At 69.5% G+C, this 24,483-nt stretch carries 17 protein-coding genes and 1 tRNA gene; 14 read left to right on the top strand and 4 right to left on the bottom strand.

The annotated features are described in order from the left end of the window. Positions 1–125: 125 nt before the first annotated feature. Positions 126–1,352 carry an Ig-like domain-containing protein gene (locus tag ACQCSZ_RS13660; protein WP_427008336.1) on the top strand — a complete coding sequence of 409 codons (1,227 nt, stop codon included), beginning with the start codon at positions 126–128 and terminating at the stop codon, positions 1,350–1,352. A 157-nt stretch (positions 1,353–1,509) separates the two neighbouring features. Then, entirely contained in the window at positions 1,510–2,955 is a 1,446-nt protein-coding gene (locus ACQCSZ_RS13655) for a TIGR01906 family membrane protein (protein ID WP_427004309.1), read from the top strand. A gap of 244 nt (positions 2,956–3,199) precedes the next feature. On the opposite strand, the gene ACQCSZ_RS13650 is transcribed toward ACQCSZ_RS13655, so the two are convergent. Continuing rightward, complete coding sequence (locus ACQCSZ_RS13650) at positions 3,200–4,927, bottom strand: dolichyl-phosphate-mannose--protein mannosyltransferase (RefSeq protein WP_427004308.1); 1,728 nt, start codon at positions 4,925–4,927, stop codon at positions 3,200–3,202. Between the two features lie 46 nt (positions 4,928–4,973). Here ACQCSZ_RS13650 and rsmI point away from each other — a divergent pair, with 46 nt between their 5' ends. Together rsmI and ACQCSZ_RS13640 are read left to right on the top strand one after the other, a co-directional pair. Then, complete coding sequence (rsmI, locus tag ACQCSZ_RS13645) at positions 4,974–5,891, top strand: 16S rRNA (cytidine(1402)-2'-O)-methyltransferase (protein ID WP_427004307.1); 918 nt, start codon at positions 4,974–4,976, stop codon at positions 5,889–5,891. Between the two features lie 213 nt (positions 5,892–6,104). After that, positions 6,105–7,604 (top strand): NAD-dependent succinate-semialdehyde dehydrogenase, encoded by a 1,500-nt coding sequence (locus tag ACQCSZ_RS13640; RefSeq protein WP_427004306.1) that lies wholly within the window; start codon positions 6,105–6,107, stop codon positions 7,602–7,604. Between the two features lie 382 nt (positions 7,605–7,986). Here the strand turns inward: ACQCSZ_RS13640 and ACQCSZ_RS13635 are convergent, their stop codons facing one another. Genes ACQCSZ_RS13635 through ACQCSZ_RS13625 form a run of 3 tightly spaced genes read right to left on the bottom strand, consistent with a single transcriptional unit; the run spans position 7,987 to position 13,191 of the window. Beyond that, positions 7,987–10,542, bottom strand: a complete 2,556-nt coding sequence (locus tag ACQCSZ_RS13635) for a transglutaminaseTgpA domain-containing protein (RefSeq protein ID WP_427004305.1) — start codon at positions 10,540–10,542, stop codon at positions 7,987–7,989. Then, complete coding sequence (locus ACQCSZ_RS13630) at positions 10,539–12,035, bottom strand: DUF58 domain-containing protein (RefSeq protein WP_427004304.1); 1,497 nt, start codon at positions 12,033–12,035, stop codon at positions 10,539–10,541. The genes ACQCSZ_RS13635 and ACQCSZ_RS13630 overlap by 4 nt, the downstream gene beginning before the upstream one ends. Positions 12,036–12,048: 13 nt before the next feature. Beyond that, entirely contained in the window at positions 12,049–13,191 is a 1,143-nt protein-coding gene (locus tag ACQCSZ_RS13625) for an AAA family ATPase (RefSeq protein ID WP_427004303.1), read from the bottom strand. 226 nt (positions 13,192–13,417) lie between these two features. Between ACQCSZ_RS13625 and ACQCSZ_RS13620 the strand changes: the two genes are divergently transcribed. The 10 genes from ACQCSZ_RS13620 (at position 13,418) to pth (ending at position 24,386) form a co-directional block, all read left to right on the top strand. Continuing rightward, a complete protein-coding gene (locus tag ACQCSZ_RS13620) occupies positions 13,418–14,329 on the top strand; it encodes a TatD family hydrolase (RefSeq protein WP_427004302.1) in 912 nt (303 codons plus the stop codon). A gap of 279 nt (positions 14,330–14,608) precedes the next feature. Next, positions 14,609–15,784, top strand: coding sequence for a transglycosylase family protein (locus ACQCSZ_RS13615; protein ID WP_427004301.1), 1,176 nt, complete (start codon positions 14,609–14,611; stop codon positions 15,782–15,784). A 188-nt stretch (positions 15,785–15,972) separates the two neighbouring features. Further along, complete coding sequence (gene rsmA / locus ACQCSZ_RS13610; RefSeq protein ID WP_427004300.1) at positions 15,973–16,884, top strand: 16S rRNA (adenine(1518)-N(6)/adenine(1519)-N(6))-dimethyltransferase RsmA; 912 nt, start codon at positions 15,973–15,975, stop codon at positions 16,882–16,884. A 172-nt stretch (positions 16,885–17,056) separates the two neighbouring features. Further along, entirely contained in the window at positions 17,057–18,019 is a 963-nt protein-coding gene (locus ACQCSZ_RS13605; protein WP_427004299.1) for a 4-(cytidine 5'-diphospho)-2-C-methyl-D-erythritol kinase, read from the top strand. Between the two features lie 63 nt (positions 18,020–18,082). Continuing rightward, positions 18,083–19,912, top strand: coding sequence for an ABC-F family ATP-binding cassette domain-containing protein (locus tag ACQCSZ_RS13600; RefSeq protein ID WP_427004298.1), 1,830 nt, complete (start codon positions 18,083–18,085; stop codon positions 19,910–19,912). A 122-nt stretch (positions 19,913–20,034) separates the two neighbouring features. After that, positions 20,035–20,106, top strand: a tRNA-Gln gene (locus ACQCSZ_RS13595). Between the two features lie 243 nt (positions 20,107–20,349). Continuing rightward, entirely contained in the window at positions 20,350–21,849 is a 1,500-nt protein-coding gene (glmU, locus tag ACQCSZ_RS13590) for a bifunctional UDP-N-acetylglucosamine diphosphorylase/glucosamine-1-phosphate N-acetyltransferase GlmU (protein WP_427004297.1), read from the top strand. 5 nt (positions 21,850–21,854) lie between these two features. Further along, positions 21,855–22,835, top strand: coding sequence for a ribose-phosphate diphosphokinase (locus ACQCSZ_RS13585; RefSeq protein ID WP_211877642.1), 981 nt, complete (start codon positions 21,855–21,857; stop codon positions 22,833–22,835). Between the two features lie 251 nt (positions 22,836–23,086). Then, a complete protein-coding gene (locus ACQCSZ_RS13580) occupies positions 23,087–23,665 on the top strand; it encodes a 50S ribosomal protein L25/general stress protein Ctc (protein WP_427004296.1) in 579 nt (192 codons plus the stop codon). Between the two features lie 133 nt (positions 23,666–23,798). After that, positions 23,799–24,386, top strand: a complete 588-nt coding sequence (gene pth / locus ACQCSZ_RS13575) for an aminoacyl-tRNA hydrolase (protein WP_427004295.1) — start codon at positions 23,799–23,801, stop codon at positions 24,384–24,386. Positions 24,387–24,483 lie beyond the last annotated feature (97 nt).

The following is a 24,483-nucleotide window of genomic DNA, read 5'->3' as shown; positions in this document are numbered from 1 at the left end:
GGGGCTCCGGACCACCACGGTCCGGACCCCTTCTTTGTAACCCGATCGTGGCGGAACGCGCCCGGGATTCCACGGTAAATCGCCTATGCTGGCAGGATGACGCGTGGAATGACCCTGGACCTGTGATGGCCCGGAAGCCCTGGGGCACCGGCCGCAAGATCGCCTTCGTGGCGGCGGTCTGCGCCCTTGCCGCCGGCGGCGGCGCCTTCGCGGCGGCGGGCCCGGGACTGACTCGCGCCTCGATCGCTTCGGAAGCCTCTTCGCCGGCACGGACGACGCCGGGCCTTGCCGTCCCCGTCGTCGCGCCGGCGCAGCTCACCGTGTCACCGGCCGACGACGCCAAGCCGGTCAATCCCGCGGCCCCGGTGTCACTGAAAGTGCGCGACGGCCGGATCGAGCGGGTTGCCCTGACGAGCGATGCGGGCGATGCCGTGGACGGGACCCTGGACGCCGGCGGCACCGGCTGGACGGCCTCCGGGGCGCTGAAGTTCAACACGCGCTACACCTACACCTACACGGTGGTTGACAGCGTCGGACGGAAAACCACTACCACCCGGACCTTCAGCACCGTGTCCGCGGCGAACGAGGCGGACGCCGCGATCTACCCGCTGGACGGCATGAAGGTCGGCGTCGCACAGCCCCTGCAGATCACCTTCAGCGAACCCGTGCTGAACCGGGACGCCGTCGAGAAGGCCATCCGCATCACCTCAACCTCGGGCCAGGCCGGTGACTTCCACTGGTTCAGCAACAACATGGTCAGATACCGGCCGGAAAGCTTCTGGGCGGCGAACAGCACCGTCACCATGGACCTGCAACTGTTCGGGGTCGACCTCGGCAACGGGCAGATCGGAAACTTCAACAAGAAAGTGACCGTCCACATCGGCGACAAGAAGGTGGCGGTTGCCGACGCCGCCGCGCACACCTTCTCCGTCAGCATCAACGACCAGCCGGCCGGCTCCTGGCCCGTCACGATGGGGGATCAGCGCTTCCCCTCCGCCCGGGGATACCTGGTCCTGATGGAAAAGCACCGGTACGACCACTTCGTTGCCGCCAGCATCGGCCTGAAGCCCGGAGACCCGGCCAACTACGGCGAGCTGGACGTCGAGTACGCCACCCGCCTCACTCCCAGCGGCGAGTACATCCACCAGGCCCTGGACTCGGCCCTGCCCTACATCGGCAACACGAACGTCTCGCACGGCTGCATCGGCATGACGGCGGACCGGGCCGCCTGGGTCTTCAACAACATGACCAGCGGCGACGTCGTCCAGGTCATCAACACCGAGGGGGACTTCGCCAACTTCGATGACGGCTTCGGGGACTGGAACATCCCGTGGGCCCAGTACGCGAACTGAGCCGGCTCGTGCCGGCCGGATCGAATGCCGGCCGAATTGCCGCGGCCCCGGGGTGGCACCTCGTCCCGTCCGGTGCGCTGGCGGTAGGCTCAGGGTCAGATAAGCAGCGCTGCCCGGCAGGCCAGGCAGCGCGGAAACCTACGGAAGCGAAACAGCAGTGACTGACGCAAGTCCCACCCCGCCGTACCGGCAGGAGCCGCACCTGGATCCGGCCGATGACTCCGATGAACCCGCCTTTGACTGGATGAAGTCCGCCGCACCGGGCAAGAGTGCCGAAACGGCGGCCGAGGCCCCGGACCAGGCCGCGCCGGACGAGGCGGCGCGGGAGGAATCCGCGACCGGGGCCGCCCGGGACGAGGCGGCGCGGGACGAAGCCACGCCGGAGAAGGGCCTGCCGGCGGAATCCGCGCCCGGGACCGCTTCCTCCGCCCCGGACCAGGCGGCGCGGGACGAGGGCCTGCCGGCGGAATCCGCGACCGCAACCGCTTCGTCCGCCCCGGACCAGGGCGCCGGATCCTCGGCCTTGTACCGGCAGGGACGCCGGGTTGACCGCACGGCTGAGGAAGACGCCGTCGGGCCTTCACACAGGGGGCACGACGCCGTTTTCCATGAGCCGCTGCCGACCTCCGCCCTGCAGGTCCGCCCTCCGCAGGCCGACGTGGAACGCCGGAATGCCGAACGCGAGCTGGCGGCACGAGCCAAGCCCATCACCCCCCGGGTGATGCAGGTCCTGCTCGCCGTCTTCTACCCGGTCATCCTGCTGGTGCTGGCCGTCCGCGCCGTGACCAGCCCGCTGTTCCTCTGGGTTGAATACAACCGTCCAGGCTTCCCGGGCGACGGCTACGGCTTCAGCACGGACGACCGCATGACCTACGGCTCCTACGCGGTCGATTACCTCAGCAACTGGTCCGGCCCGCGCTACCTCGGCGAGCTCGTCAGCCGCAGCGGGGACAAGCTGTTCAAGGACGGCGAAGTCAGCCACATGGCGGACGTCAAGCTCGTCATCCTGTCAACCTTCGGCGCCGGCGCCCTGCTGATCCTGCTGAGCCTGGTAGCCGTGATCTACCTGCGGCGCCGCGGCACCGGGGGAGTGCGGCGTGGCCTGTTCGCCGGTTCGATCATCACCTTGGTCATCATCAGCGGCCTCGGAGCGCTCGCCGCCCTGGGCTGGGAGCAGTTCTTCACCGAATTCCACCGCGTCTTCTTCGCCAACGGCACCTGGACCTTCTCCCTGCAGGACACGCTGATCCGGCTGTTCCCGGGACAGTTCTGGGTGGATGCCGGGATCGTGATCGGGGCCCTGGTCCTGCTCGCAACCCTCATCACCCTGGTCCTCACCTGGCCGACCCGCAAGCGCCGCGGCCTGCCCCGGGCCGCCCGCGGCAAGGGAAGCCGTGCGAAGGAGTCGAAGGACAGGGACAGGGACACGGACAGGGACAGGGACACGGACAGGGACAGGGACAACGGCACGGACGCGGACGACGCCGACGGCCGCGTCGTGGCGGACGGGCCTTCGGCCCACGATGCCACGGAGGCACGTGTGGCTTCCGCAGATCCCTCCAGCCACACGGACCCGGCACGGGGACACTCCAGCGCACTCTGAGCTGCCTGCCCCCGTGGTCTTGATGCCCGCCCCTGCCTCAACGGCCACCTGCTACGCCTGAGCAGACAGGGGCACGCGCCGGCAGCCTGACCCCCGACGAACCCAACGAAAATGCCCACCGGACCCAGGGAATGCCCCGCGCCGGGGCCGGCGGGCGGGCATATTCCCGTTATGCCCGGTCCCGGGCGCGAGCACTGGACATGTCCTCCCGCGGGAGCAGCCCGGCGCACCAGCGACCATACCGCTAGATCCAGGACGGCATCCACATCCTGAGCCGCCAGTCCTGGTAGCTGATAATCTCGGCGGTCCAGACCGGGTAGAAGAACGCGGAGAGCAGCACGGCCGCGACGACGAACAGCATGACGAGGTACAGCCCCGAACGCCGGCGCCAGGGCGGGTCCGTCCGGCGCCCCAGGACCAGCCCGAGGCAGTAGGCCAGGGCCAGCACCAGGAACGGCTCGAAGGACACGGCGTAGAAGAAGAACGTGGTGCGCTCGGGGTACATGAACCAGGGCAGGTAGCCTGCCGCCACGCCGGCGAGGATGGCGCCGGCGCGCCAGTCGCGGCGGCCGGCCCACCAGAAGAGCAGGATGCCCAGGGCGATGGCCGCGCTCCACCAGATCAGCGGGTTGCCCACGGAGAGGATGGCGGTGGTGCAGCTGGCCGTGTCGCAGCCGGGGCTGCCCTGCTTGGGGGATTCGTAGAAGAAGGAGGTGGGCCGGCCCAGCACCAGCCAGCTCCAGGCGCTCGCCTCGTAGGGGTGCTCCGAGCTGAGCCCCTGGTGGAACTTGTAGGCCTCGAGGTGGTAGTGGGCCAGGGACCTGACGGCGTTGGGCAGCCAGCCCCATTCGGCCGAGGGATTGGCCTCGGCCCAGTGCCGGTAGTAGGCGTCCCTGGAACGGAACCAGCCGGTCCAGGTGGCGGCGTAGACCAGGGCGGCCACGGGGACGATGGTAAGGAAGGCCCCGATGCCGTCCCTGAGGATGCCGCCGCTGATCCAGCCGTGCACGCCGGCAATCCGTCGCGCGCTCAGGTCCCAGAAGACCGTCAGCAGACCGAACACGGCGAGGAAGAACAGCCCGGACCACTTCGTGCCCACCGCCAGGCCCAGGCAGACGCCGGCCGCGAGGCGCCACCAGCGGATGCCCAGCCACGGTCCGGCGGCCAGCTGGAGCGGGGAGGGGCGGGCCGTGGCGGAGGCGGCCGCCTGGCGGCCGAGCCGTTCCGCGAGCCGGCGCCGGCCGTCGTCGCGGTCCATCAGCAGGGCCCCGAAGGCTGCCAGGAGCCAGAACATCAGGAAGATGTCCAGCAGGGAGGTCCGGGACATCACCAGATGATGGCCGTCCACCGCCAGGAGCACGCCGGCCACGGCCCCGAGGGTCAGCGAGCGGAAGAGTTTCTGGGCGATCAGCGCCAGCAGGAAAATGGACAGCGTCCCGGTCAGGGCGGCCCCGAACCGCCAGCCGAAGGGGTTGTCCGGGCCGAACACCCACATGCCCGCGGCGATCATCCACTTTCCGACCGGCGGGTGCACGACGTATTCGGGGGTGTCCAGCAGCACCCCCGGATTGCCGGCGGTAAAGGAGTCGTTGGCCTTCTCCGGCCAGCTCCGCTCGTAGCCGCTGACCAGGAACGAGTACGCGTCCTTGACGTAATACGTCTCGTCAAAGACGAGCTTGCGGGGGGTGTCCAGCCGGACGAACCGGAGGACGCCGCCGAGCGCGGCGGTGATGGCGGGAATGAGCCAGAACCACAGCCGGAGCGACGGCGGATAGTCCCGCCAGCTCCGGATGCTGCCGATCAGGCGCTCGTTCAGCGCCCCTGGCGTAAACGCCTCCGAGGGGCGGCCGATCCAGCGGTGCCCCGCCAGGTTGCGTCCTGTGCGGGTTTTGCCGGTACCGGAGTCTGGCGGGGCCGATCCGGCGGAACCGGCCTCGAGCGTCCGCGTGGGGGTCTGCGTCACGTTGCCCATGCTACCTTTTACGGCTGTCCCCTCCGGCCGGCAGTAGGCTGGTCGTGTGGACCATGACCCGAGCACCGCCCCGAAATTTCCTTCCGACGACGCCGGCGCAGTCCCGGCGCCGGCCACCGTTCCGTCCGGCGGCCCCGGCAGGATTGTGCTGGCGGCGACCCCGATCGGCAACGTCGGTGACGCATCGTCCCGGCTCATCGAGCTGCTCTCGACGGCTGACATCGTCGCCGCGGAGGACACCCGGCGGCTGCACCGGCTGGTCCAGACGCTCGGCATCACCGTGGCCGGCCGGATCATCAGCTACCACGAGCACAACGAGGAAGCCAAGACCGGCGAACTGCTGGAGGCCGTCCGCTCGGGAAAGACCCTCGTGATGGTCACCGACGCCGGAATGCCGTCCGTCTCGGACCCCGGCTTCCGGCTCGTCGAGGGGGCGGTGGCCGCCGGACTCACCGTCACCGCCGCCCCCGGGCCTTCCGCCGTGCTGACGGCGCTTGCACTCTCCGGCCTGCCGACGGACCGCTTCTGCTTCGAGGGCTTCCTGCCGCGCAAGGCGGGCGAACGGGCCTCCCGGCTGGCGGACCTGGACGCCGAGCGGCGCACCATGGTGTTCTTCGAGGCACCCCACCGGCTCGAGCCCATGCTGCGGGCGCTGCGGGAACAATTCGGCGCCGAACGCCGCGCCGCCGTCTGCCGCGAACTGACCAAGACCTATGAAGAGGTCATCCGCGGTACCGTGCTCGAACTGCTCGAATGGGCCGAGGGCAATGAGGTCCGCGGCGAAATCGCCGTCGTGGTGGGCGGTGCCCCGGAACGGGACCCCGGCAAGCCGGAAGACCATGTGGCGGCCGTCAACGGGCTCATCGCGCAGGGAATCCGGCTGAAGGAGGCCGTGGCCGCGGTCGCCGAGGATGCCAGGGTCAGCAAGCGGGAGCTCTACTCGGCTGTCCTCGCCGCCCGCTGACCGGACGGACGGCGCTTGTGCAGCTGCACAGCGTTCACCGTTGCGCGTAGTGCGGGAAGGCGTAGACACCCCGGAGAATCCGGCAGTACGGTGGCAGTAATCCAGCAGAATCCCGGTCGGGGCCCCTGAGGCCGCTTCGCCGGGATCCGGTTCCATTGGCCCGGTGCTGAACCCCGATCCTATCCATACGAAACTGCTGACGAGGGAGTCATCGTGACTGTAACTGCCCAGCCCATTGTTACCGCGGAGCGTGAGAGCGCCCTGCTGGCCTCCGTTCCGACCGGCCTGCTGATCAACGGAAAGTGGCGTCCGGCCGCGTCCGGGAAGACGTTCGACGTCGAGGATCCCTCCACTGGCAAGGTCCTGCTGAGCATCGCGGACGCCGGACCCGAGGACGGCGCCGCGGCGCTGGACGCCGCCGCGGCCGCGCAGGATTCCTGGGCCAGGGTTCCGCCGCGTGAGCGCGGGGAGATCCTGCGCCGCGCGTTTGAGCTGGTGACCGAACGGGCGGAGGATTTCGCGCTGCTGATGACCCTGGAGATGGGCAAGCCGCTGGCCGAGGCCCGCGGTGAGGTCAGCTACGGCGCCGAATTCCTGCGCTGGTTCTCCGAGGAAGCCGTCCGCGCGTTCGGCCGCTACTCCGTCTCCCCGGACGGGAAGACCCGGCTGCTCGTGACCAAGAAGCCGGTGGGCCCCTGCCTGCTGATCACGCCGTGGAACTTCCCGCTGGCGATGGCCACCCGGAAGGTCGCCCCGGCCGTCGCGGCGGGCTGCACCATGGTGCTCAAGTCCGCGAACCTGACCCCGCTGACCTCGCAGCTGTTCGCCGCCGTGATGATGGAGGCCGGCCTGCCCGCCGGCGTCCTGAACCTGATCCCCACGTCCACGGCCGGCGCCACCACGGGCCCGCTCATCAAGGACTCCCGGCTGCGCAAGCTCTCCTTCACCGGGTCCACCGAGGTCGGCCGCCGCCTGCTCTCCGACGCCTCCGAAACGGTCCTGCGGACCTCCATGGAGCTCGGCGGCAACGCCCCGTTCGTGGTGTTCGAGGACGCCGACGTCGACGCCGCCGTCGCCGGGGCGATGATCGCCAAGCTGCGCAACATGGGCGAAGCCTGCACCGCGGCCAACCGCTTCATCGTCCACGAATCCGTCGCCGACGAGTTCGCCAGGAAGTTCGCCGCGAAGATGGCGGACATGACCACCGCCCGCGGCACCGAGTCCGGCTCCAAAGTCGGGCCGCTGATCGACGCCAAGAGCCGGGACAAGGTCCACGCGCTCGTGGCCGACGCCGTCGCCTCCGGTGCCGTCGCGGTGACCGGCGGCGCCGCCGTCGAGGGCCCCGGCTACTTCTACCAGCCCACCATCCTCACCGGCGTCACGGAGGGAACCCGGATCCTGTCCGAGGAGATCTTCGGCCCCGTCGCCCCGATCATCACCTTCGCCTCCGAGGACGAGGCCGTGCGGCTCGCGAACAACACCGAGTACGGACTGGTGGCCTACGTCTTTACCAGGGACCTCAACCGCGGCATCCGGATGGGCGAGCGCCTCGAGACCGGCATGCTGGGCCTGAACGCCGGCGTCATCTCCAACGCCGCGGCACCGTTCGGCGGGGTCAAGCAGTCCGGCCTGGGCCGCGAAGGCGGTCTCGAAGGTATCGAGGAATACCTGTACACCCAGTACATCGGCATCGCCGACCCCTACGCCGGCTGATATGAGGTGAACTGGCGCTGCCGCCCGGCGGAATCTCCCCACTTCTCGCCGCGTCGGGTCAGGTAACGACGGCGCGTCCCGGCGACACGCCGTCGGGCACCGCCAAAGGTGGGGAGCATGCCTATCCGGTTAACTCAGCTCTGGCGGTGTTGGCCCGGTCCGACCGCGATTATTTCGTCCTCGGAATCACCGGGGCTTTCCGGGGCCGCGAAGCCAAAGCCGGGGAATTTCGGCGCACGCCTGTCCGTCCGCAGGTCTGCTCCCCGCGGTCCGGGGGACTTTGGCGCCGACACGCCGTCGCCGGACCGTGATTCCGTGCCGTGGGACGTCAAAGTAGCCCCGGACCGCGGCCGCCGGCCAACCTACGGGCAGCCCGGACCGGCTAACTCCGGCGCACCCGGCGGACGGCGTTGCGGATCCTCAACCAGGAATCCGCAGCGCCGCGCCGGGTGCGCTGTGCCGTGTCTGAAACGGCACGGACGGCGGATCCGGCCGAACGACGCCAGGCGGACAGGACCGACGGCGGCAGCCAGGCCGCGCGGAAACGCACCCAGGGCTTCGCGTTGGCCGCCAGTGCGGCCTGCACCAGGGCGATCCGGGCGGCGGCGGACCCGGTGTCGCTGCCACCCGCACCGCCGTCGGGACCCGCACCACCGCCGGCACGCGCACCGCCGCCGGCACGCGCAGCCGTGGCGGGCACGGCGGCCGGGCGCCCGTATTCGTGGCGTTCAAAGTCCTCGGTCAGGGAGGCCACGGCCCGGTGTCCTGGCGCGTCGGCGCCGTCCGGTTCTCCCAGCGCCGCCGGGCCGCGCAGCCGCTCGGCGAAGTGCCGGGGCGTCTCGCTGGACCGGGGCGCCACTCCGTAATCCGCGGCCAGGTCCCGCAGTTCCGCCCAGGCGAGGACTGCCGCAGGTGCCGCCGGGCCGTCACCGCCTGCGCTCCCGAGCCGCCGCCGCCGGCGGCCGCGGCGTGCCAACCGGGGCGATGCCGCCAGCAGCCCCAGCAGGAGGAACGCCACGGCGGTGTACAGGGCCGGCAGCAGGGGGCTGCCGGCTGCCCCTGCTGCGCCGCCCGGAAGCGGCACGGGGACCGCGCCGGGCGCCGGTGCCGGGGTGGTTTTCTCCTTGGGAACCAGGCCGTCATTGAATTCGTTGGTGCTGGCGCCGCCGGACGTCGAGGATCCGGTGGCGTAGGCCGGGACCAGGCCCCGGGACGGCGTCGGTTCGAAGGCGACCCAGCCGAGGCCCTGGAAGTACAGCTCCGGCCAGGCATGGGCATCACGGGAGTCGACCTCGAATTCTGGCAGCGGCCCCTGCCCGGCGATGGACACGGTGGCGCCGGTCGGCCGGCCCGGGGCATAGCCGACGGCGATGCGGCTGGGGATTCCCTCAAGCCTGGCCATCACGGCCATCGCGGAAGCGAAATGGATGCAGTACCCGCTTTTCTGGGTGAGAAAGTCCGCCAGCACGGACAGGCCGTTGCCGTCGTAGCCGCCCTGCACCGGGGACTGCAGGGAATAGCCGAACTCGCCCGAGCGCAGGAACTGCTGGAGGGCCATCGCCTTCGCATACGGGGTGGCGTCACCGGCGGTCACGGAATCGGCCGTCTTCCGCACGATCTCCGGAACGTTGGCCGGCTGCCGGGTGAACTGGTCCGGTATCCCCTGCGCCGGGGCCGAGGACTGCGCCAACAGCTCGGGCGTGAGCCGGGGAGTAACGGAGAGGACCACGTACTGCTGGTCGCGCGAATTGGTGTCGACTCCCTTGACGCTGAGCGTGGCCGGGTCCCAGCTCCACCGGCCGGTGAGTCCGTTGACCGCCTCGGGGGCATACGGTGCGGGGAGGTAGGGGCTCGTGAACTGGCCCGTGTCGACGGCCGTGACCACCCGCAGCTCCGTCGCCGCCAGCTCCAGTCCGGAGTCCATCCGTCCGGTGCCCAGCTGCCGGGTGGACTGGCGGTCATCGGGCCCCCACAGGTCACCCTCGAAGCTGTCCACGGTCACGGACCGCAGATAGGGGGTGGTCGGCGCGTTCGTGGCATAGGTGATCCGGCCGTTGCCGGCGGAACTGCGCAGGCTGTTGCCCAGGCTGATCATGGGATTAAGCCCGCTGGCCGCGCCAAAGGGGTTCAGCCGCGAGCCCTGGGGGAAAGTTCCCTTGTCGAAGCCGGGAATGGCCAGCGGCAGCAGCAGTGTCAGGGCCAGTGCCACGGCGCCGGTCAGGGCGGCGCGCCTGAACTGGCCCGGATTCCGGGCGGTGTCGGCCCGGGTGCGGGGATCCGGGGAGTACCACTGGCTGCATCCGAGAACCAGCAGGTAGCCCACTGCCGCGCCGGCGAAGCCCAGGATCCCGACGCTCTGCGGTTTGATGATGGCCGGCACCACCAGGATGGCCAGGATCCCGAGCCCGCTGGTGGCCGGCAAGGCCAGCGGGAAGGCCAGGACGTCCACGAGAATCACCATCAGCCCCAGGACCGCGCAAATCACCATGACGATTCCGGCGTTGGGGGCCACCGGGGAGCTTTCGGCCAGGACCGTTTCGCTGGCCCTGCGCAGGAACTTCCCGAGCTGGTCCATGGTGTCGGGCGAAGGAATGAACCCCGCCATGCTGTGGTGCCGGAAGAAGGTGAACGTCAGGACCAGGACGAGCGCGGCGCCGCCGCCGGCAGCCACCACCACGGTGCGGAGCCGCAGCGCCCGGAGCGCTGCCAGGGCAAAGGCGACGGCGATGACCGTGGTGAAAACGGGGGAGTACCACGCCCAGCCCCGCAACACCCCGTTGAGTCCGAGGGCCGCACCGGCGACGGCAACGGCGACGCCCAGGCCCGCCGCCCACGGCTGCGCGCCGGCCCCTTCAAAGCGGGGCGGGATGCCGGGGCCAGGCCGGTCCCGTGTGCCAGGCCCGGAAGCGCCGGTGCTGCGCTGCGCCGACAGGGTCATCGCCGGCCCCCTGTGCCGCGGCGGTCATCGGCGGCCGGGAACATCTGCGGGTAGCCCTCGTCGTCCTGGTCGAACGCCGACCACGCCGCAGGCAGCGCCGTCGAGGCGGAGACGGCGAGGGCCCGCCAGCCGCCGAGGCGCAACGCCTCGAGGACCTCGCCGGACTCCTCGGCCCGGTCCGTGACCACGAGGGCAAAGGCATTCGCCCCGAAGCCGGCGGCGGGGGACAGGGCCTGGGCCTCGGCCAGCGAGAGCCGTCCCAGGATCGCCAGGACGGGCCCGCGCAGCCGGTGGGCGGACAGCTTGTCCATGAGCCTGTCATCAAAAGGCTGCGGTCCGGCCTGCGCCGCGGCGGGGGCGCCCCGACGGAACCGGCCGTTGAGCCCCCTGCGGGGCAGGTGGGGGCCGGAGAGCTGGATCGCGGCCAGGCTCTCGGCCACGGACTGCAGCCCGGAGGCGCCGATGTACTCCTCGGCCTCGGGGTCGGGAGCCGACGCCGACTGCAGGAACGCCGGGGCGCCGGCGGTGTCGAGGAACCGCAGCGCGTAGTTGCGCTCCGAAAGATGCGTGCTGACCGAGACCGCCGCCGTCACGGCCCACTCGAACGCGTCGCTGGTGACGAGTTCGTGGCCGTCCGGAGCCCCGCCATGCACAGGAGCCCCGCCATGCACAGGAGCCCCGCCATGCACAGGAGCCCCGCCGTGGGGATGCCCGCCATGCGGATGTGCGCCGCGGGAAAAGGCCGCGAGACGCTGGTCCAGGATGATGGTCGCTTCCGGGGTGGTGACCGATTCCTCCTGGCGGACCATGAGTGTTCCGTGGCGTGCCGTCGCGGCCCAGTGCACCCGGCGCATCGGATCGCCGTGACGGTATTCGCGGGTCATGACGTCGTCGTCGCTGGGATTGGCGCGGATCCGCGTGGCCGTGACGCCATCGTTGCCCCGGGCACCGGCGAGGCCGGTCGCGGGCAGCTCGACGGCGGCGGGCGTCACCGTGAGGATGTCGCCGTCGTCGATGGCGTGGCGGTACAGGGACAGCCCGAAGGGGTCGCTGAATTCGGCCGTGACCGGCCCGATCAGGAACTGGCCGCGCTGCCGGGACCGTAAATGGTATTCGTAGCGGCTCGTGCCGCCCACGGCCGAGCGTGCCGGGAACCGGAAAGCGGGGGATTCCCCCAGCCGGGCCGGCAGATGCTCTTCCATGATTGCGTGGCCGGCCCCGGTGCCCGTCCGGGCGACGGCGAGCCGGACCGTCGTCGCCGCCGCGGTGTCCACCGTGGCCGGGTTGAACTCCCGGTACACCTGAAACCTCGGCTTGAGCACGCGCGTCCCGGCCAGTGACACCAGCGGCAGGACGATCAGCAGGATGGCCAGCGCCAGCAGGTCACGTCGTCCCATCACCTGCGCGCCCAGCAGGGACACGGCGCCCGCCGCCAGCAGGCCCCAGCCGCGCGTGCTGAAGAGGTGCCGTGGGAACCGATCCATGAATGACATGGCGGAGCCGGTCCTAGCGGCGGTCCGGCAACGTCGGCGGCGGGGGCTCCACCATGCCCCGGCCGGCACGGCCGGCCGGGGACGGCGCCGCCGCCTCGGGGCTGACCGGGATCCTGGCCAGGACGGACCGGATGACGCTTTGGGGCGTTTCGCCCGTGCTGACGGCTTTCCGGTCGAGGATGATCCGGTGGGCCAGGACGGCTTCGGCGACGCTGACGACGTCGTCCGGCAGGACAAAGTCCCGTCCCGCGAGGGCGGCGGTGGCCTTGGCGGCGCGCAGCAGCTGCAGCATGGACCGGGGACTCGCGCCCAGCCGGAGCATCCCGCTCTCGCGCGTGGCGCGCCCGAGGGATACCGTGTAGTCCTTGATCGGCTTGGACACGTAGACCTGCTGCACGGTGGCGATCATGGAGGCCACTTCCGCGGCGGTGACGACGGCGGTCACCCGGGTCAGCGGCGACGTCGCCTGATGGGTCTCGAGCATTTCCATCTCGGACTCCTTGTCGGGATACCCCATCGAGATCCGGGCCATGAAACGGTCCCGTTGCGCCTCCGGAAGCGGGTAGGTGCCCTCCATCTCGATGGGATTCTGCGTTGCCACCACCATGAAAGGCTCGTCCAGCCTGTAGGACTTGCCGTCAACGGTGACCTGGTGCTCCTCCATGCACTCCAGCAGGGCCGACTGGGTCTTGGCGGAGGCACGGTTGATTTCGTCGCCGATCACGATATTGGCAAACACGGCGCCGGGCCGGAACTGGAACGTCCTGGACGCCTGGTCGTAGATGGACACGCCCGTGACATCGGAAGGCAGCAGATCCGGGGTGAACTGGATCCGGCTCACCGTACAGTCGATGCTGCGGGCCAGGGTCTTGGCCAGCAGCGTCTTGCCGACGCCCGGGACGTCTTCGAGCAGGAGGTGCCCCTGGGCCAGCAGCACCGTGAGGGCCAGCCTGGCGGCTTCGGCCTTGCCGTCGATCACCGTGTTAATGGCAGTGAGGATGCGCTCGCTGGCACCGTGGAACGCCTGGGCGTCCATGGCGGCCGGCAGCTGCGGCACGGTCCGCAGTGCTGCTGCGGATTTTTCCACGGCGGGGCGGTCCGTGAAGTCCTGGCCCTTGCGGAAGACTTCGTCTACGGAGGTGCGGTGGTAGTCCATCGGCAACCTTTCAGCCCTGGCGGGTCCCGGGACGGATCGGCACCGTCTGCCGGGCCCCTCATCGGGTGTTCGCCTGTGTTCCTAACAGACTACTAACACAACTGCCGGGGCTGACAGAGAGTTCCGCGTAAATCTCGGACCCGCCGCCGGACGGGAGGCCCGGCGGGCCGGAGGCCGGCCGTGCCGCCGTCGCCGGGTCAGGAACAGGCGGGAATAAGGTAGGAGGATGGACATCCCCGTTACCCCCCTCCCGTTCCGCGCGCCCGGCACCGACGGCACCGGGCGCCACGGCTATCCGCCGGCGCCCGCCCCCCTGCCCGTTCCCGTCATGGACAACCACACGCATCTGGATTTCCCCGGTGCGGGCCCCTCGGTCGGCGTAAATGGCGGCGTAAAAGTCGGCATCAAGGCTGCCCTCGACGCCGCCGAGGCCGTGGGTGTCCGGGGTGCCGTGCAGGTGGGGTGCGACCTGGAATCCTCCAGGTTCACAGTCCAGGCCGTCGACCTGGACCCGCGGCTGCTGGGCGCCGTCGCGATTCATCCCAACGATGCGCCGGAATATGCGGCGCGCGGGGAACTGGAGGACGCTTTGACGGAGATCGAGGCGCTGGCCGCGCACCCGCGGATCCGGGCCATCGGGGAAACCGGCCTGGATTTTTTCCGGACCCAGGGGGAGGGGCTGGCGCACCAGCGGTATTCCTTCCGCCGCCATATCGATATTGCCAAGCGGCTCGGACTGACCCTGCAGATCCATGACCGGGATGCCCACGACGACGTGGTGCAGGTGCTGCGCGAGGAGGGGGCGCCCGAGCGGGTCGTATTCCACTGCTTCTCGGGCGGGGAGGAGCTGGCCAGGACCTGCAACGAGGAGGGCTGGTACATGTCCTTCGCCGGAACCCTGACGTTCAAGAACGCCTCCGATCTCCGCTCCGCGCTGGCGGTCGCCGTGCCGGAGCGGATCCTCGTCGAGACCGACGCCCCGTTCCTCACGCCGCATCCGCACCGCGGACGTCCGAACGCGAGTTACATGGTCCCGTACACGGTCCGGGCCATGGCGGACTTGACCGGAGTGGAGCTCTCCGCATTGTGTGCCCAAATCGCCGGAAATACGTTGCAGGCATACGGATCCTGGGACTGAAAAAGGCGGTCTGCGGGCACTTGGGGGCCATACCGGGTATGCACAAATCCTTGGCGCTTTATAACGCTACGGTTACAGTGGACAACTGTTAGCCGGGGTCGGGGAAGGCCTTCGGACAATTTCACTCCTCCAGGGCGTGCAGCGTGGCCACAAACCACATGCACGCTCTCGTTTGTGAGTGTGGCAGTGCACACATCTGCCGCGAACAGCCGGACGCGTTCCGGGCTGCTCCTGGGGTGTTCGCGGAGGGTGGTCCTGTGCACTTTTCCCCGTGCCCGGATGGTCAAAGAGATATGGGCAATCGTGGTCAAGTTCTTCACATCGGACGGCAAGTTCAGCTTCGTCAAGGTCGGCGGGCAGCTCGTAGTGCTGGTGGCACTCGTGCTGGGCCTCGTGGCCTTCGTCGGCAACAACAAGACAGTCACCCTCAACGTCGACGGGAAAGTGAGCTCCGTCCAGACCTTCGGCGGCACCGTCGGCCAGGTGGTCAAGGGTGCCAAGGTTGAACTGCAGCCCGCCGACAGGGTTTCGCCTGCGGCAGACTCCCATGTGCAGGACGGGTCCGTCATCAACGTCAACCTCGCCAAGGCCGTCAAGGTCAGCCTGGACGGCGCGGAGCGGACCATCAACACCACCTCGCCTAACGTCGAGGCCCTCGTGACGGAACTCGGCGTGGCCAGCGCCTCGGAAGTGTCCGTCCCGAAGGACGCCCAGCTGTCCGTGTCCGGTTCCTTTGTTGCCATCTCCACGCCAAAGACCGTCAGCATCGTCGCGGACGGCAAGGCCGCCACGGCCACCACGACGGCGGCCACCGTGTCCCAGGTGCTTGCCGACGCCGGCATCTCGCTGGGAGCGGGCGACCGCACCTCGCAGCCCGGCAATGCCCCGGTGGTCGGCGACATGGTCATCAAGGTTTCCCGCGTGGACGCCAGCCAGACGGCCGGCGCCACCGAGGCGGTCCCCTTTGAAACCCTCACCACCGAAAGCGCCGATCTGGTCAAGGGCGAAAAGACCGTCACCCAGGCCGGCGTGGCCGGCACCACGAACAAGAGTTTCAAGCTGGTCCTGGTGGACGGCCGCGAAGCGTCCCGGACCCTGGTCTCAGAGACCGTCACCGTCCAGCCGGTCACCGAGAAGGTCACGGTCGGCACCAAGGAGAAGCCCAAGCCTGCGGCCGGAGCCAACACCGGCGCTGCAGCCCCGGGGATGATGAACGAAGCCATGTGGGACAAGATCGCCCAGTGCGAGTCCACCGGCAACTGGTCCATCAACAACGGCAACGGCTACTACGGCGGCCTGCAGTTCGACATCCAGACCTGGCTCGGCTCCGGCGGAGGCGCGTACGCCCCGAACGCCAGCCTTGCTTCCAAGGCGCAGCAGATCGACATCGCCAACCGGGTCTACGCGCAGCGCGGCCTCGGGCCCTGGGGCTGCGGCTGGGCCGCCTCCCGCTAGAACAGCGGGGAGCCGGCAAAGTTCCTCCGGTCCAGTCCGGCAACGGCTGCCGCGGCGGCTGACCACGCCCGCGGTGCCCGGCACAGGCCGGGTCCGGATCCCCGGACCCGGCCTTTTCCGTGCCCGGCCCGTGCCGGATCCGGCAGGGGCCGGACCGGCCCCCGAAGCGGACGGGATAGGATACCTAGGTGACTGAACCGACTCCCTCCGCGCCCGGCGCTACGTCCGGAAAGGCGCCCGGCAGCGCGCCTGCACCGCTCATGGGCGCCTCCGACATCCGCCGGCTGGCCGAGGAAATCGGAGTACGTCCCACCAAGACGCTGGGCCAGAACTTCGTCATTGACGGCAACACCATCCGGCGGATCGTCGCCGCCGCCGATATCCACGCCGGGGAAACGGTCCTCGAAGTCGGCCCCGGACTCGGATCGCTGACCCTGGGCCTGCTGGATGCCGCCGGGTCCGTGGTCGCCGTCGAGATCGATCCGGTCCTCGCCGCCAGGCTCCCGGACACGGTCAGCCAGTGGCGGCCCGGCGCCGCCGGTAACTTCCACCTCGTCCTGGCCGACGCCATGAAGGTCACGGACCTTCCGGTGGAACCCACCGCGCTCGTGGCGAATCTTCCCTACAACGTTGCCGTCCCGGTGGTCCTGCATCTCCTGCAGCACTTTCCGAGCCTCCGCCACGGCCTGGTCATGGTCCAGGACGAGGTCGCCGACCGGCTCGCTGCCGGCCCCGGGTCCAAGACCTACGGGGTCCCCTCGGTCAAGGCCGCCTGGTATTCCAGCATGCGCAAGGCCGGCGTGATCGGCATGAACGTCTTCTGGCCGGCACCCAAGATCCACTCCGGCCTCGTCGCGTTCACCCGCCGGGAACCCCCGGTCACCTCCGCCACCCGGCAACAGGTCTTTGCCGTCATCGATGCGGCCTTCGCGCAGCGCCGCAAGACCCTGCGTGCCGCGCTCGCGGGCTGGGCCGGAAGCGCCGCCGAGGCCGAACGCTGCCTGCGGGCCGCCGGCGTCGACCCCACCGCCCGCGGCGAAGTGATCGACATCGCGGCCTTTGCCAGGATCGCCGAAGCGCACAATCGGCCGCAGGCCTGAGCGCAGGCCTGAGCACAGGCCTCAGCACCGGCCTGAGCACCGCGCCGCAGCGCCGCAGCGCCTCAGCCAAGGGCCGGAGCACCTCGGCAGCGCCTCAGCAGCGCCCGGGACGCGCACCGCCCCGGCCGGGCCCATGCTTGGACCCGGGCACGCCATGCCATAGCGTGTAGCCATGAACGCAGTGAGAGGGCGCTTTGCCGCTAGGACCGTCCGGGTCAAGGCCCCCGGCAAAGTCAACGTCTCCCTGGACGTCGGACCGTTGCGCGCGGACGGCTACCATTCGGTGGCGAGCGTGTACCTGGCCGTGTCCCTCTACGAGGAAGTCGCGGCCACGAGCACGGAAAACGGCGCAATAACGGTCAGCATCAGCCCCGCCAGCACCCTGGACCTCGACGGCGTCGACATCCCCCTCGACGAACGCAACCTGGCCTACAGGGCGGCGGCCATCATGGCCGACGTCTCGGAACACTCCACCGGTGTCCATCTCGAAATCACCAAGCGGGTGCCCGTCGCCGGGGGCATGGGCGGAGGCTCGGCCGACGCGGCCGCCACCCTGCTCGCCTGCGACGCGCTGTGGAACAGCGGGCTCTCCCGCGACGAACTTGCGCACCTGGCCGCCGAACTCGGCGCCGACGTGCCGTTCTCGCTCCTGGGCGGAACCGCCGTCGGACTGGGCCTGGGCGATGAGCTCTCGCCGGCGCTCGTCAAGGCCCAGACGGACTGGGTCCTGGTCGCGGCCGGCTTCGGCCTGCCCACCCCGGAGGTGTACCGGACCCTGGACCGGCTGCGCACGGCAGAAGGCGCCGCGATCGAGGAACCCACCGGCGTGGATCCGCGGATCCTCAAGGCGCTGCGCGGCGGGGATGCCGACGCCCTGAGCCGGGTCCTCGTCAACGACCTCCAGCGCGCCTCGATCGAGCTGGCGCCCGGGCTGCGGGACACCGTGGGACTGGGCGAATCCTGCGGGGCGATCGCCGGAATCGTCTCCGGTTCCGGCCCCACCGTGGCCTTCCTCACGCACAGCCCCGCCGCGGCCGCCGGGCTGGCTGAGGACCTCCGCCACCACGGCCTCGATGCCATCGCCGTCCACGGCCCGGTGCACGGGGCGCGCATCATCTCCGATACGCTCCTTTAATAGCTTTGACCCAAGTCTGTCGACAAATAACCTGTCGAAAAATAACGAAGAAAGCAGTTCCCAGTGGCACACCTGCTCGGCGGCGAGAACCTCACGGTCTCGTATGCAACCCGTACCGTCCTCGATGGCATTACCCTCGGCCTTGAAGAGGGCGACCGGATCGGCATGGTGGGCCGCAACGGTGACGGCAAGTCGACCCTCATGCGCCTGCTCGCGATGCGGTCCACTCCGGACACCGGCCGGGTGACCAAACGCAGCGAAGTGAACATCGGATACCTGGACCAGAGCGACGTGCTCGACGGCGACCTCACCGTCGGCGCCGCGATCGTCGGTGACCAGGCCGACTACGAATGGGCCCGCAATCCCCAGATCCGCGAAGTCATGGGCGGACTCGTGTCCGACGTCGACTGGCACGCCAACGTCCACGCGCTCTCCGGCGGGCAGAAGCGGCGCGTGGCGCTGGCCAAGCTGCTGATCGAGGACCATGACGTCATCATGCTCGACGAGCCCACCAACCACCTCGACGTCGAAGGCGTCGCATGGCTGTCCCGGCACCTGAAGACCCGCTGGCGGGCCAACCAGGGCGCCTTCCTCGTCGTCACCCACGACCGCTGGTTCCTCGACGAGGTCTGCACCAAGACCTGGGAAATCCACGACGGCATCATGGACCCGTTCGACGGCGGGTACGCCGCCTATGTGCTGGCCCGCGCCGAGCGCGACCGCTCTGCCTCCGTCGTGGAGAGCAAGCGCCAGCAGCTCGTCAAGAAAGAACTCGCCTGGCTGCGCCGCGGCGCCCCGGCCCGCACGGCCAAGCCCAAATTCCGCATCGAGGCCGCGAACGAACTGATCGCCGACGTCCCGGAACCGCGTGACTCGATGGCGCTGAGCAAGATGGCCACGGCCCGGCTCGGCAAGGACGTCCTGGACCTGGAAAACGTCTCGCTGGACTTCCTGGGCGGCGACCCCGGCCAGAAACTCTTCGACAACATCACGCTGCGCCTCGCGCCGGGCGAGCGGCTGGGCCTGGTCGGCGTCAACGGCGCCGGCAAGACCACCCTGCTGAAGCTGCTCAACGGCGAGATCCAGCCCAGCTCGGGGAAGGTCAAGCGCGGCAAGACGGTTGTCACCGCTGTCCTGACCCAGGAGGTCAAGGAGCTCGACGACGTCTCGGACCTGCGCGTCATCGAAGTGATCGAGCGCGAAAAACGGTCCTTCAACGTGGGCGGCAAGGAATTCAGTGCCGGCCAGCTCGTGGAACAGCTGGGCTTCACCAACGAGAAGCAGTGGACCCCGGTCAGGGACCTCTCCGGTGGCGAACGCCGCCGCCTGCAGCTGCTGCGCCTGCTGGTGGGGGAACCGAACGTGCTGATGCTTGACGAGCCCACCAACGACCTCGACACCGACACCCTGGCAGCAGTGGAGGACGTGCTGGACGGCTGGCCGGGCACGCTCATCGTCGTCAGCCACGACCGGTACCTGCTCGAACGTGTCACCGACCACCAGATGGCGCTCCTGGGCGACGGCAAGATCCGGGCCCTGCCCCGCGGCGTCGACCAGTACCTGGAGCTGCGCGAAGGGACGCTGGCCGGTTCCACGATCACCGGCGGCGGAAACCCCGTGACGGCGGCAAGCTCCGCCCCGGCCGCAGCAGTCTCCGGACCCTCCGAAGCGGAGAAACGCGACGCCCGCAAGGCCAAGAACCGGATCGACCGCCAGCTGGGCAAGATCAAACAGCAGGAAGACAAGATCCATATCCAGATGACGACGGCGGCCGCCGATCCGGCGGCTGCCGGGCAGCTCCCGGAACTGAACAAGAAGCTCAAGGCCCTCGCCGGCGAACGCGAAGCCCTCGAACTCGAATGGCTCGACGCCCTCGAGGTCCTGGGCGAGTAAGCGCGGGCCCTGCCTGCTGCTGCCGCGGGCTGCTGCCGGACGGCGGGACGGTGTGGCTCAGGCGGGGCAGAACTATGTGGCAGAATTGGTTCTCGTGCCACGGGCGATGCGCCCGGGCACGGTCCGCCCTGGTGTAATGGCAGCACCCCGGCCTTTGGAGCCGTGGAGTATAGGTTCGAGTCCTATGGGCGGAACTCTCGTGGGGCAATGGGACCGGGAGGGCACCCGGCGGGCAGGGTCCTGCCGGAGTCAAGTAGGATGAATCTGTTGCCGTGGCCGGATTCCGGTCCGGACATTGCCGGGCGGAACCGGCGACCGGGGTGTACCACCGGCCCTCGGCCGCGGAGCAACACAGACCGAGCACAGGCACTGGGCCGGCGCTGAGCACGGCACAGAGCAAGCCACAGAGCACGCCACAGAGCAAGGAGAGCCCGTACGTGAGCCCCGAGAATTCCGGCCCAGCCGCCGTAATCGTCCTAGCGGCAGGTGCCGGTACCCGGATGAAGTCCCGTACGCCGAAGATCCTCCACGAGATCGGCGGCCGTTCCCTGATCGGCCACGCACTGGCGGCGGCCCGCACCATTGCGCCGCGTGAGCTGGCGCTCGTGGTCCGCCACGAACGCGACCTGGTGGCCTCGCACATCGCCGCCCTCGACCCCGACGCCCTGATCGTTGACCAGGACGATGTGCCCGGCACGGGCCGGGCCGTCGAGGCCGCCCTCGAGGCGCTCGACGCCTCTGACTCCCGCGGTCCGCTCAGCGGAACCGTCGTGGTCACCTATGGCGACGTCCCCCTGCTCACCGGGGCGCTGCTGGCCGAGCTGGTGGCCACCCACGAGGCGGACGCCAACGCCGTCACCGTCCTCACCGCCGTCCTGGACGACGCCACCGGGTACGGCCGCATCCTCCGCGCCGCGGACGGAACGGTGACGGGCATCCGCGAGCACAAGGACGCCACGGAAGCCGAACGCGCGATCCGGGAGATCAACTCCGGAATTTACGCCTTCGACGCCGCCGTGCTGCGCGGCGCCCTCATGCACGTCACCACCGACAACGCCCAGGGCGAGAAGTACCTCACCGACGTCCTGGGCCTCGCGCGCGCCGCCGGCGGCCGCGTCGCCGCCGTCGTCACGGAAGACCGCTGGCAGGTCGAAGGCGCCAACGACCGGGTCCAGCTCGCGGCGCTCGGCGCCGAACACAACCGGCGCACGGTCGAGGCCTGGATGCGGTCCGGCGTCACCGTCGTTGATCCGGCGACCACCTGGATCGATGCCACGGTCACCCTGGACGAGGACGTCCGCCTGCTGCCCAACACCCAGCTGCACGGTGCCACCACCGTCGCCCGGGACGCCGTCGTCGGCCCGGACACGACCCTGACCGACGTCCACGTCGGCGAGGGCGCCAAGGTCATCCGCACCCACGGAACAGGTGCGACGATCGGCGCGAAGGCGAGCGTCGGCCCGTTCACGTACCTGCGCCCCGGCACAGTCCTGGGCGAGACCGGCAAGATCGGCGCCTTCTACGAGACCAAGAACGTCACCATCGGCCGCGGCTCCAAGCTCTCGCATCTCGGCTACGCCGGCGACGCCGAGATCGGCGAAGACACCAACATCGGCTGCGGCAACATCACGGCCAACTACGACGGCGACAAGAAGCACCGGACCGTCATAGGCTCCGGTGTGCGCACCGGCTCCAACACCGTCTTCGTCGCCCCCGTGAAGCTCGGCGACGGCGCCTACAGCGGTGCCGGGGCCGTGATCCGCCGCGATGTCCCCGCCGGCGCCCTGGCCCTGTCCCTGGCCGAACAGCGCAACACGGAAGGCTGGGTCATCGCCAAGCGCCCCGGCACGATCTCCGCCGCGCTGGCCGCGGCGGCCGGTTCCGAGGCAGCCGCCCCCGCAACGTCCCATACTCCGGCACCGACAGAAGAGGGCTAGCAACAATGAGCGAAATTACGGCACGCGGCGAGAAGAAGCTGGTGCTTGCCGCCGGGCGCGCACACCCGGAGCTGGCGAAGGAAATCGCCAAGGAGCTGGGAACCGAGCTGCTGCCCCTGGACGCCTACGACTTTGCCAACGGCGAGATCTACGTCCGGGCCGGCGAGAGCGTGCGCGGCACCGACGCCTTCGTCATCCAGGCGCACCCGGCCCCGCTGAACAACTGGCTCATGGAGCAGCTGATCATGATCGATTCGCTGAAGCGGGCCTCGGCCAAGCGGATCACCGTGGTGTCGCCGTTCTACCCCTACGCCCGCCAGGACAAGAAGGGCCGCGGCCGCGAGCCGATCTCGGCACGGCTCATCGCCGATCTGTACAAGACCGCCGGCGCCGACCGCATCATGAGCGTTGACCTGCACACCTCGCAGATCCAGGGCTTCTTCGACGGCCCGGTGGACCACCTCATGGCCATCCCGCTGCTGGCGGAGTACATCCGGACCCGGGTGGGTTCGGACAACATCACCGTCGTATCCCCGGATACCGGCCGGGTCCGCGTCGCCGAGCAGTGGGCCGAGCGGCTCGGCGGGGCGCCGCTGGCGTTCGTCCACAAGAGCCGCGACCTGACGGTGCCGAACCAGGCCGTCTCCAAGACCGTCGTGGGCCAGATCCAGGGCCGCACCTGTGTCCTGATCGATGACATGATCGACACCGGCGGAACCATTTCAGGCGCGGTCCAGGTCCTGATGAACGCCGGAGCCAAGGATGTCATCATCGCGGCCACGCACGCCGTTTTCTCCGATCCTGCCGCCCAGCGGCTTTCGGAATCCGGGGCCCGCGAGGTTGTTGTCACCAACACCCTGCCGATCGCCGCCGACAAGCGTTTCCCGCAACTCACGGTGCTGTCCATCGCGCCGCTGATCGCCCGTGCCATCCGTGAAGTGTTCGACGACGGCTCCGTCACCAGCCTGTTCGACGGCAACGCCTGAGTCCGAAGTTACTTTGGTCCGGACCGGGCCCGGTTTCAGGAACCGGGCCCGGCGCTGGTAAACTCGTTCCGATACCTTGGCGAGGGAGAGCACCGGGACACCGTATACACGGGAAACCGGAATGCTGGTCTCCGTTATCGACTGGGTCTGAATCTCCCTTCGGAAGGGCGGCCGTACGGCCACCCGGCGTTGAAGGTCGCAAACAGACCTCCGCCCTTGCTGAACACCGTACCGTCCATGAGGAGATACACATGTCTGAGCAGAAGCTCGCAGCAGAAGTCCGCACCGAATTCGGCAAGGGCTATGCCCGCCGCGCACGCATGGCCGGCCTGATCCCGGCCGTCATCTACGGCCACGGCGCAGAGCCGATCCACATCACCCTGCCGGCCAAGTCCACGACCCTTGCCGTCCGCGTCGCCAACGCCCTGCTGTCCCTGGAGATCAACGGCGAAGAGCACCTTGCCCTGGTCAAGGACATCCAGCGCGATCCGATCAAGCAGATCATCGAGCACCTCGACCTCCTGACCGTCCGCACGGGCGAAAAGGTCACGGTTGACATTCCCGTTCACCTGACCGGCGAACTTGCCCCCGGCAGCGTCTTCAACCAGGAAATGACCGTCATCTCGCTCGAGGCCGAGGCAACCCACCTGCCGACCGCCATCGAGGTGAGCATCGAAGGCCGTTCCGCCGGCGAGCACATCTACGCCTCGGACCTGGTCCTGCCCAAGGGCGCCGTCCTCCTGGCCGACGCCGAGTCCCTCGTCGTCAACATCTCCGAGGCCGCTGAAGAAGAGGCCGAAGCCGCTTCCTCCGAGGCTGCAGCAGGGTAGTTCCGGCGGATCCTCCGGCGGCCGGGTCCCTCTTGGGGGCCCGGCCGCCGTTGTCTTCGCCACCCGGCTGGCCGCCGTCTCCGCCGCCGTCTCCGCCGCCGGCGGCAGACCTGGACCCCAGAAGGACCGACCCATGACCGACACCTGGCTGATCGTAGGCCTTGGCAACCCGGGACCCGACTACAGCCACAACCGCCACAACGTCGGACAGATGGTCCTCGACGAACTTGCCGCCCGGGCCGGCGGCCGCTTCAAGTCCCACAAATCGCGGGCGCAGGTCCTCGAAGGACGGCTCGGCATCGGCGGGCCCCGGGTCGTGCTCGCCAAGCCGGTGTGCTACATGAACGTGTCCGGCGGCCCTGTCTCGGCCCTGGCGAATTTCTACGACATCGATCCCGGCCATGTCATCGCCGTGCATGACGAGATCGACATCCCCTTCGACACCGTGAAACTCAAAATCGGCGGCGGTGAAGGCGGGCACAACGGGCTGCGGGACATTTCCAGGGCCCTGGCCACGAAGGACTACCTCCGCGTGAGGGTAGGCGTCGGGCGTCCGCCGGGCCGGATGGACACCGCGGACTACGTCCTGCGGGATTTCTCCGGCCCCGAGAAGAAGGAACTGCCTTTCCTCCTCGGCTCCGCAGCGGACGCCGTCGAGGCCCTGGTCCGGGAAGGCCTGCCGGCCGCCCAGCAGAAATTCCACCCCGCGAAGGCCCCCTAGCAGGACCCTGCGGCAGGGCCTGCGGCAGCGCCGCTTCGCGGACCGGCAGCTTCACGGACGGAGGGGGTCGGTGACATTCCTTTCCAAGCGTCCGGCA

It is taken from the genome of Pseudarthrobacter sp. H2, from assembly GCF_050157045.1.
Lineage (GTDB): Bacteria > Actinomycetota > Actinomycetes > Actinomycetales > Micrococcaceae > Arthrobacter.
This window is presented reverse-complemented; position numbering and strand designations above follow the sequence as displayed.

Excerpts from the sequence above, each read along its gene's own strand:
- ACQCSZ_RS13605 (WP_427004299.1), top strand. The coding sequence starts at position 17,057 with ATGAACGCAGTGAGAGGGCGCTTTGCCGCTAGGACCGTCCGGGTCAAG.
- ACQCSZ_RS13630 (WP_427004304.1), bottom strand. The coding sequence starts at position 12,035 with ATGTCATTCATGGATCGGTTCCCACGGCACCTCTTCAGCACGCGCGGC.
- ACQCSZ_RS13625 (WP_427004303.1), bottom strand. The coding sequence starts at position 13,191 with ATGGACTACCACCGCACCTCCGTAGACGAAGTCTTCCGCAAGGGCCAG.
- ACQCSZ_RS13615 (WP_427004301.1), top strand. The coding sequence starts at position 14,609 with ATGGTCAAAGAGATATGGGCAATCGTGGTCAAGTTCTTCACATCGGAC.
- pth (WP_427004295.1), top strand. The coding sequence starts at position 23,799 with ATGACCGACACCTGGCTGATCGTAGGCCTTGGCAACCCGGGACCCGAC.
- ACQCSZ_RS13635 (WP_427004305.1), bottom strand. The coding sequence starts at position 10,542 with ATGACCCTGTCGGCGCAGCGCAGCACCGGCGCTTCCGGGCCTGGCACA.
- ACQCSZ_RS13650 (WP_427004308.1), bottom strand. The coding sequence starts at position 4,927 with ATGGGCAACGTGACGCAGACCCCCACGCGGACGCTCGAGGCCGGTTCC.
- ACQCSZ_RS13620 (WP_427004302.1), top strand. The coding sequence starts at position 13,418 with ATGGACATCCCCGTTACCCCCCTCCCGTTCCGCGCGCCCGGCACCGAC.
- ACQCSZ_RS13660 (WP_427008336.1), top strand. The coding sequence starts at position 126 with ATGGCCCGGAAGCCCTGGGGCACCGGCCGCAAGATCGCCTTCGTGGCG.
- ACQCSZ_RS13585 (WP_211877642.1), top strand. The coding sequence starts at position 21,855 with ATGAGCGAAATTACGGCACGCGGCGAGAAGAAGCTGGTGCTTGCCGCC.
- ACQCSZ_RS13580 (WP_427004296.1), top strand. The coding sequence starts at position 23,087 with ATGTCTGAGCAGAAGCTCGCAGCAGAAGTCCGCACCGAATTCGGCAAG.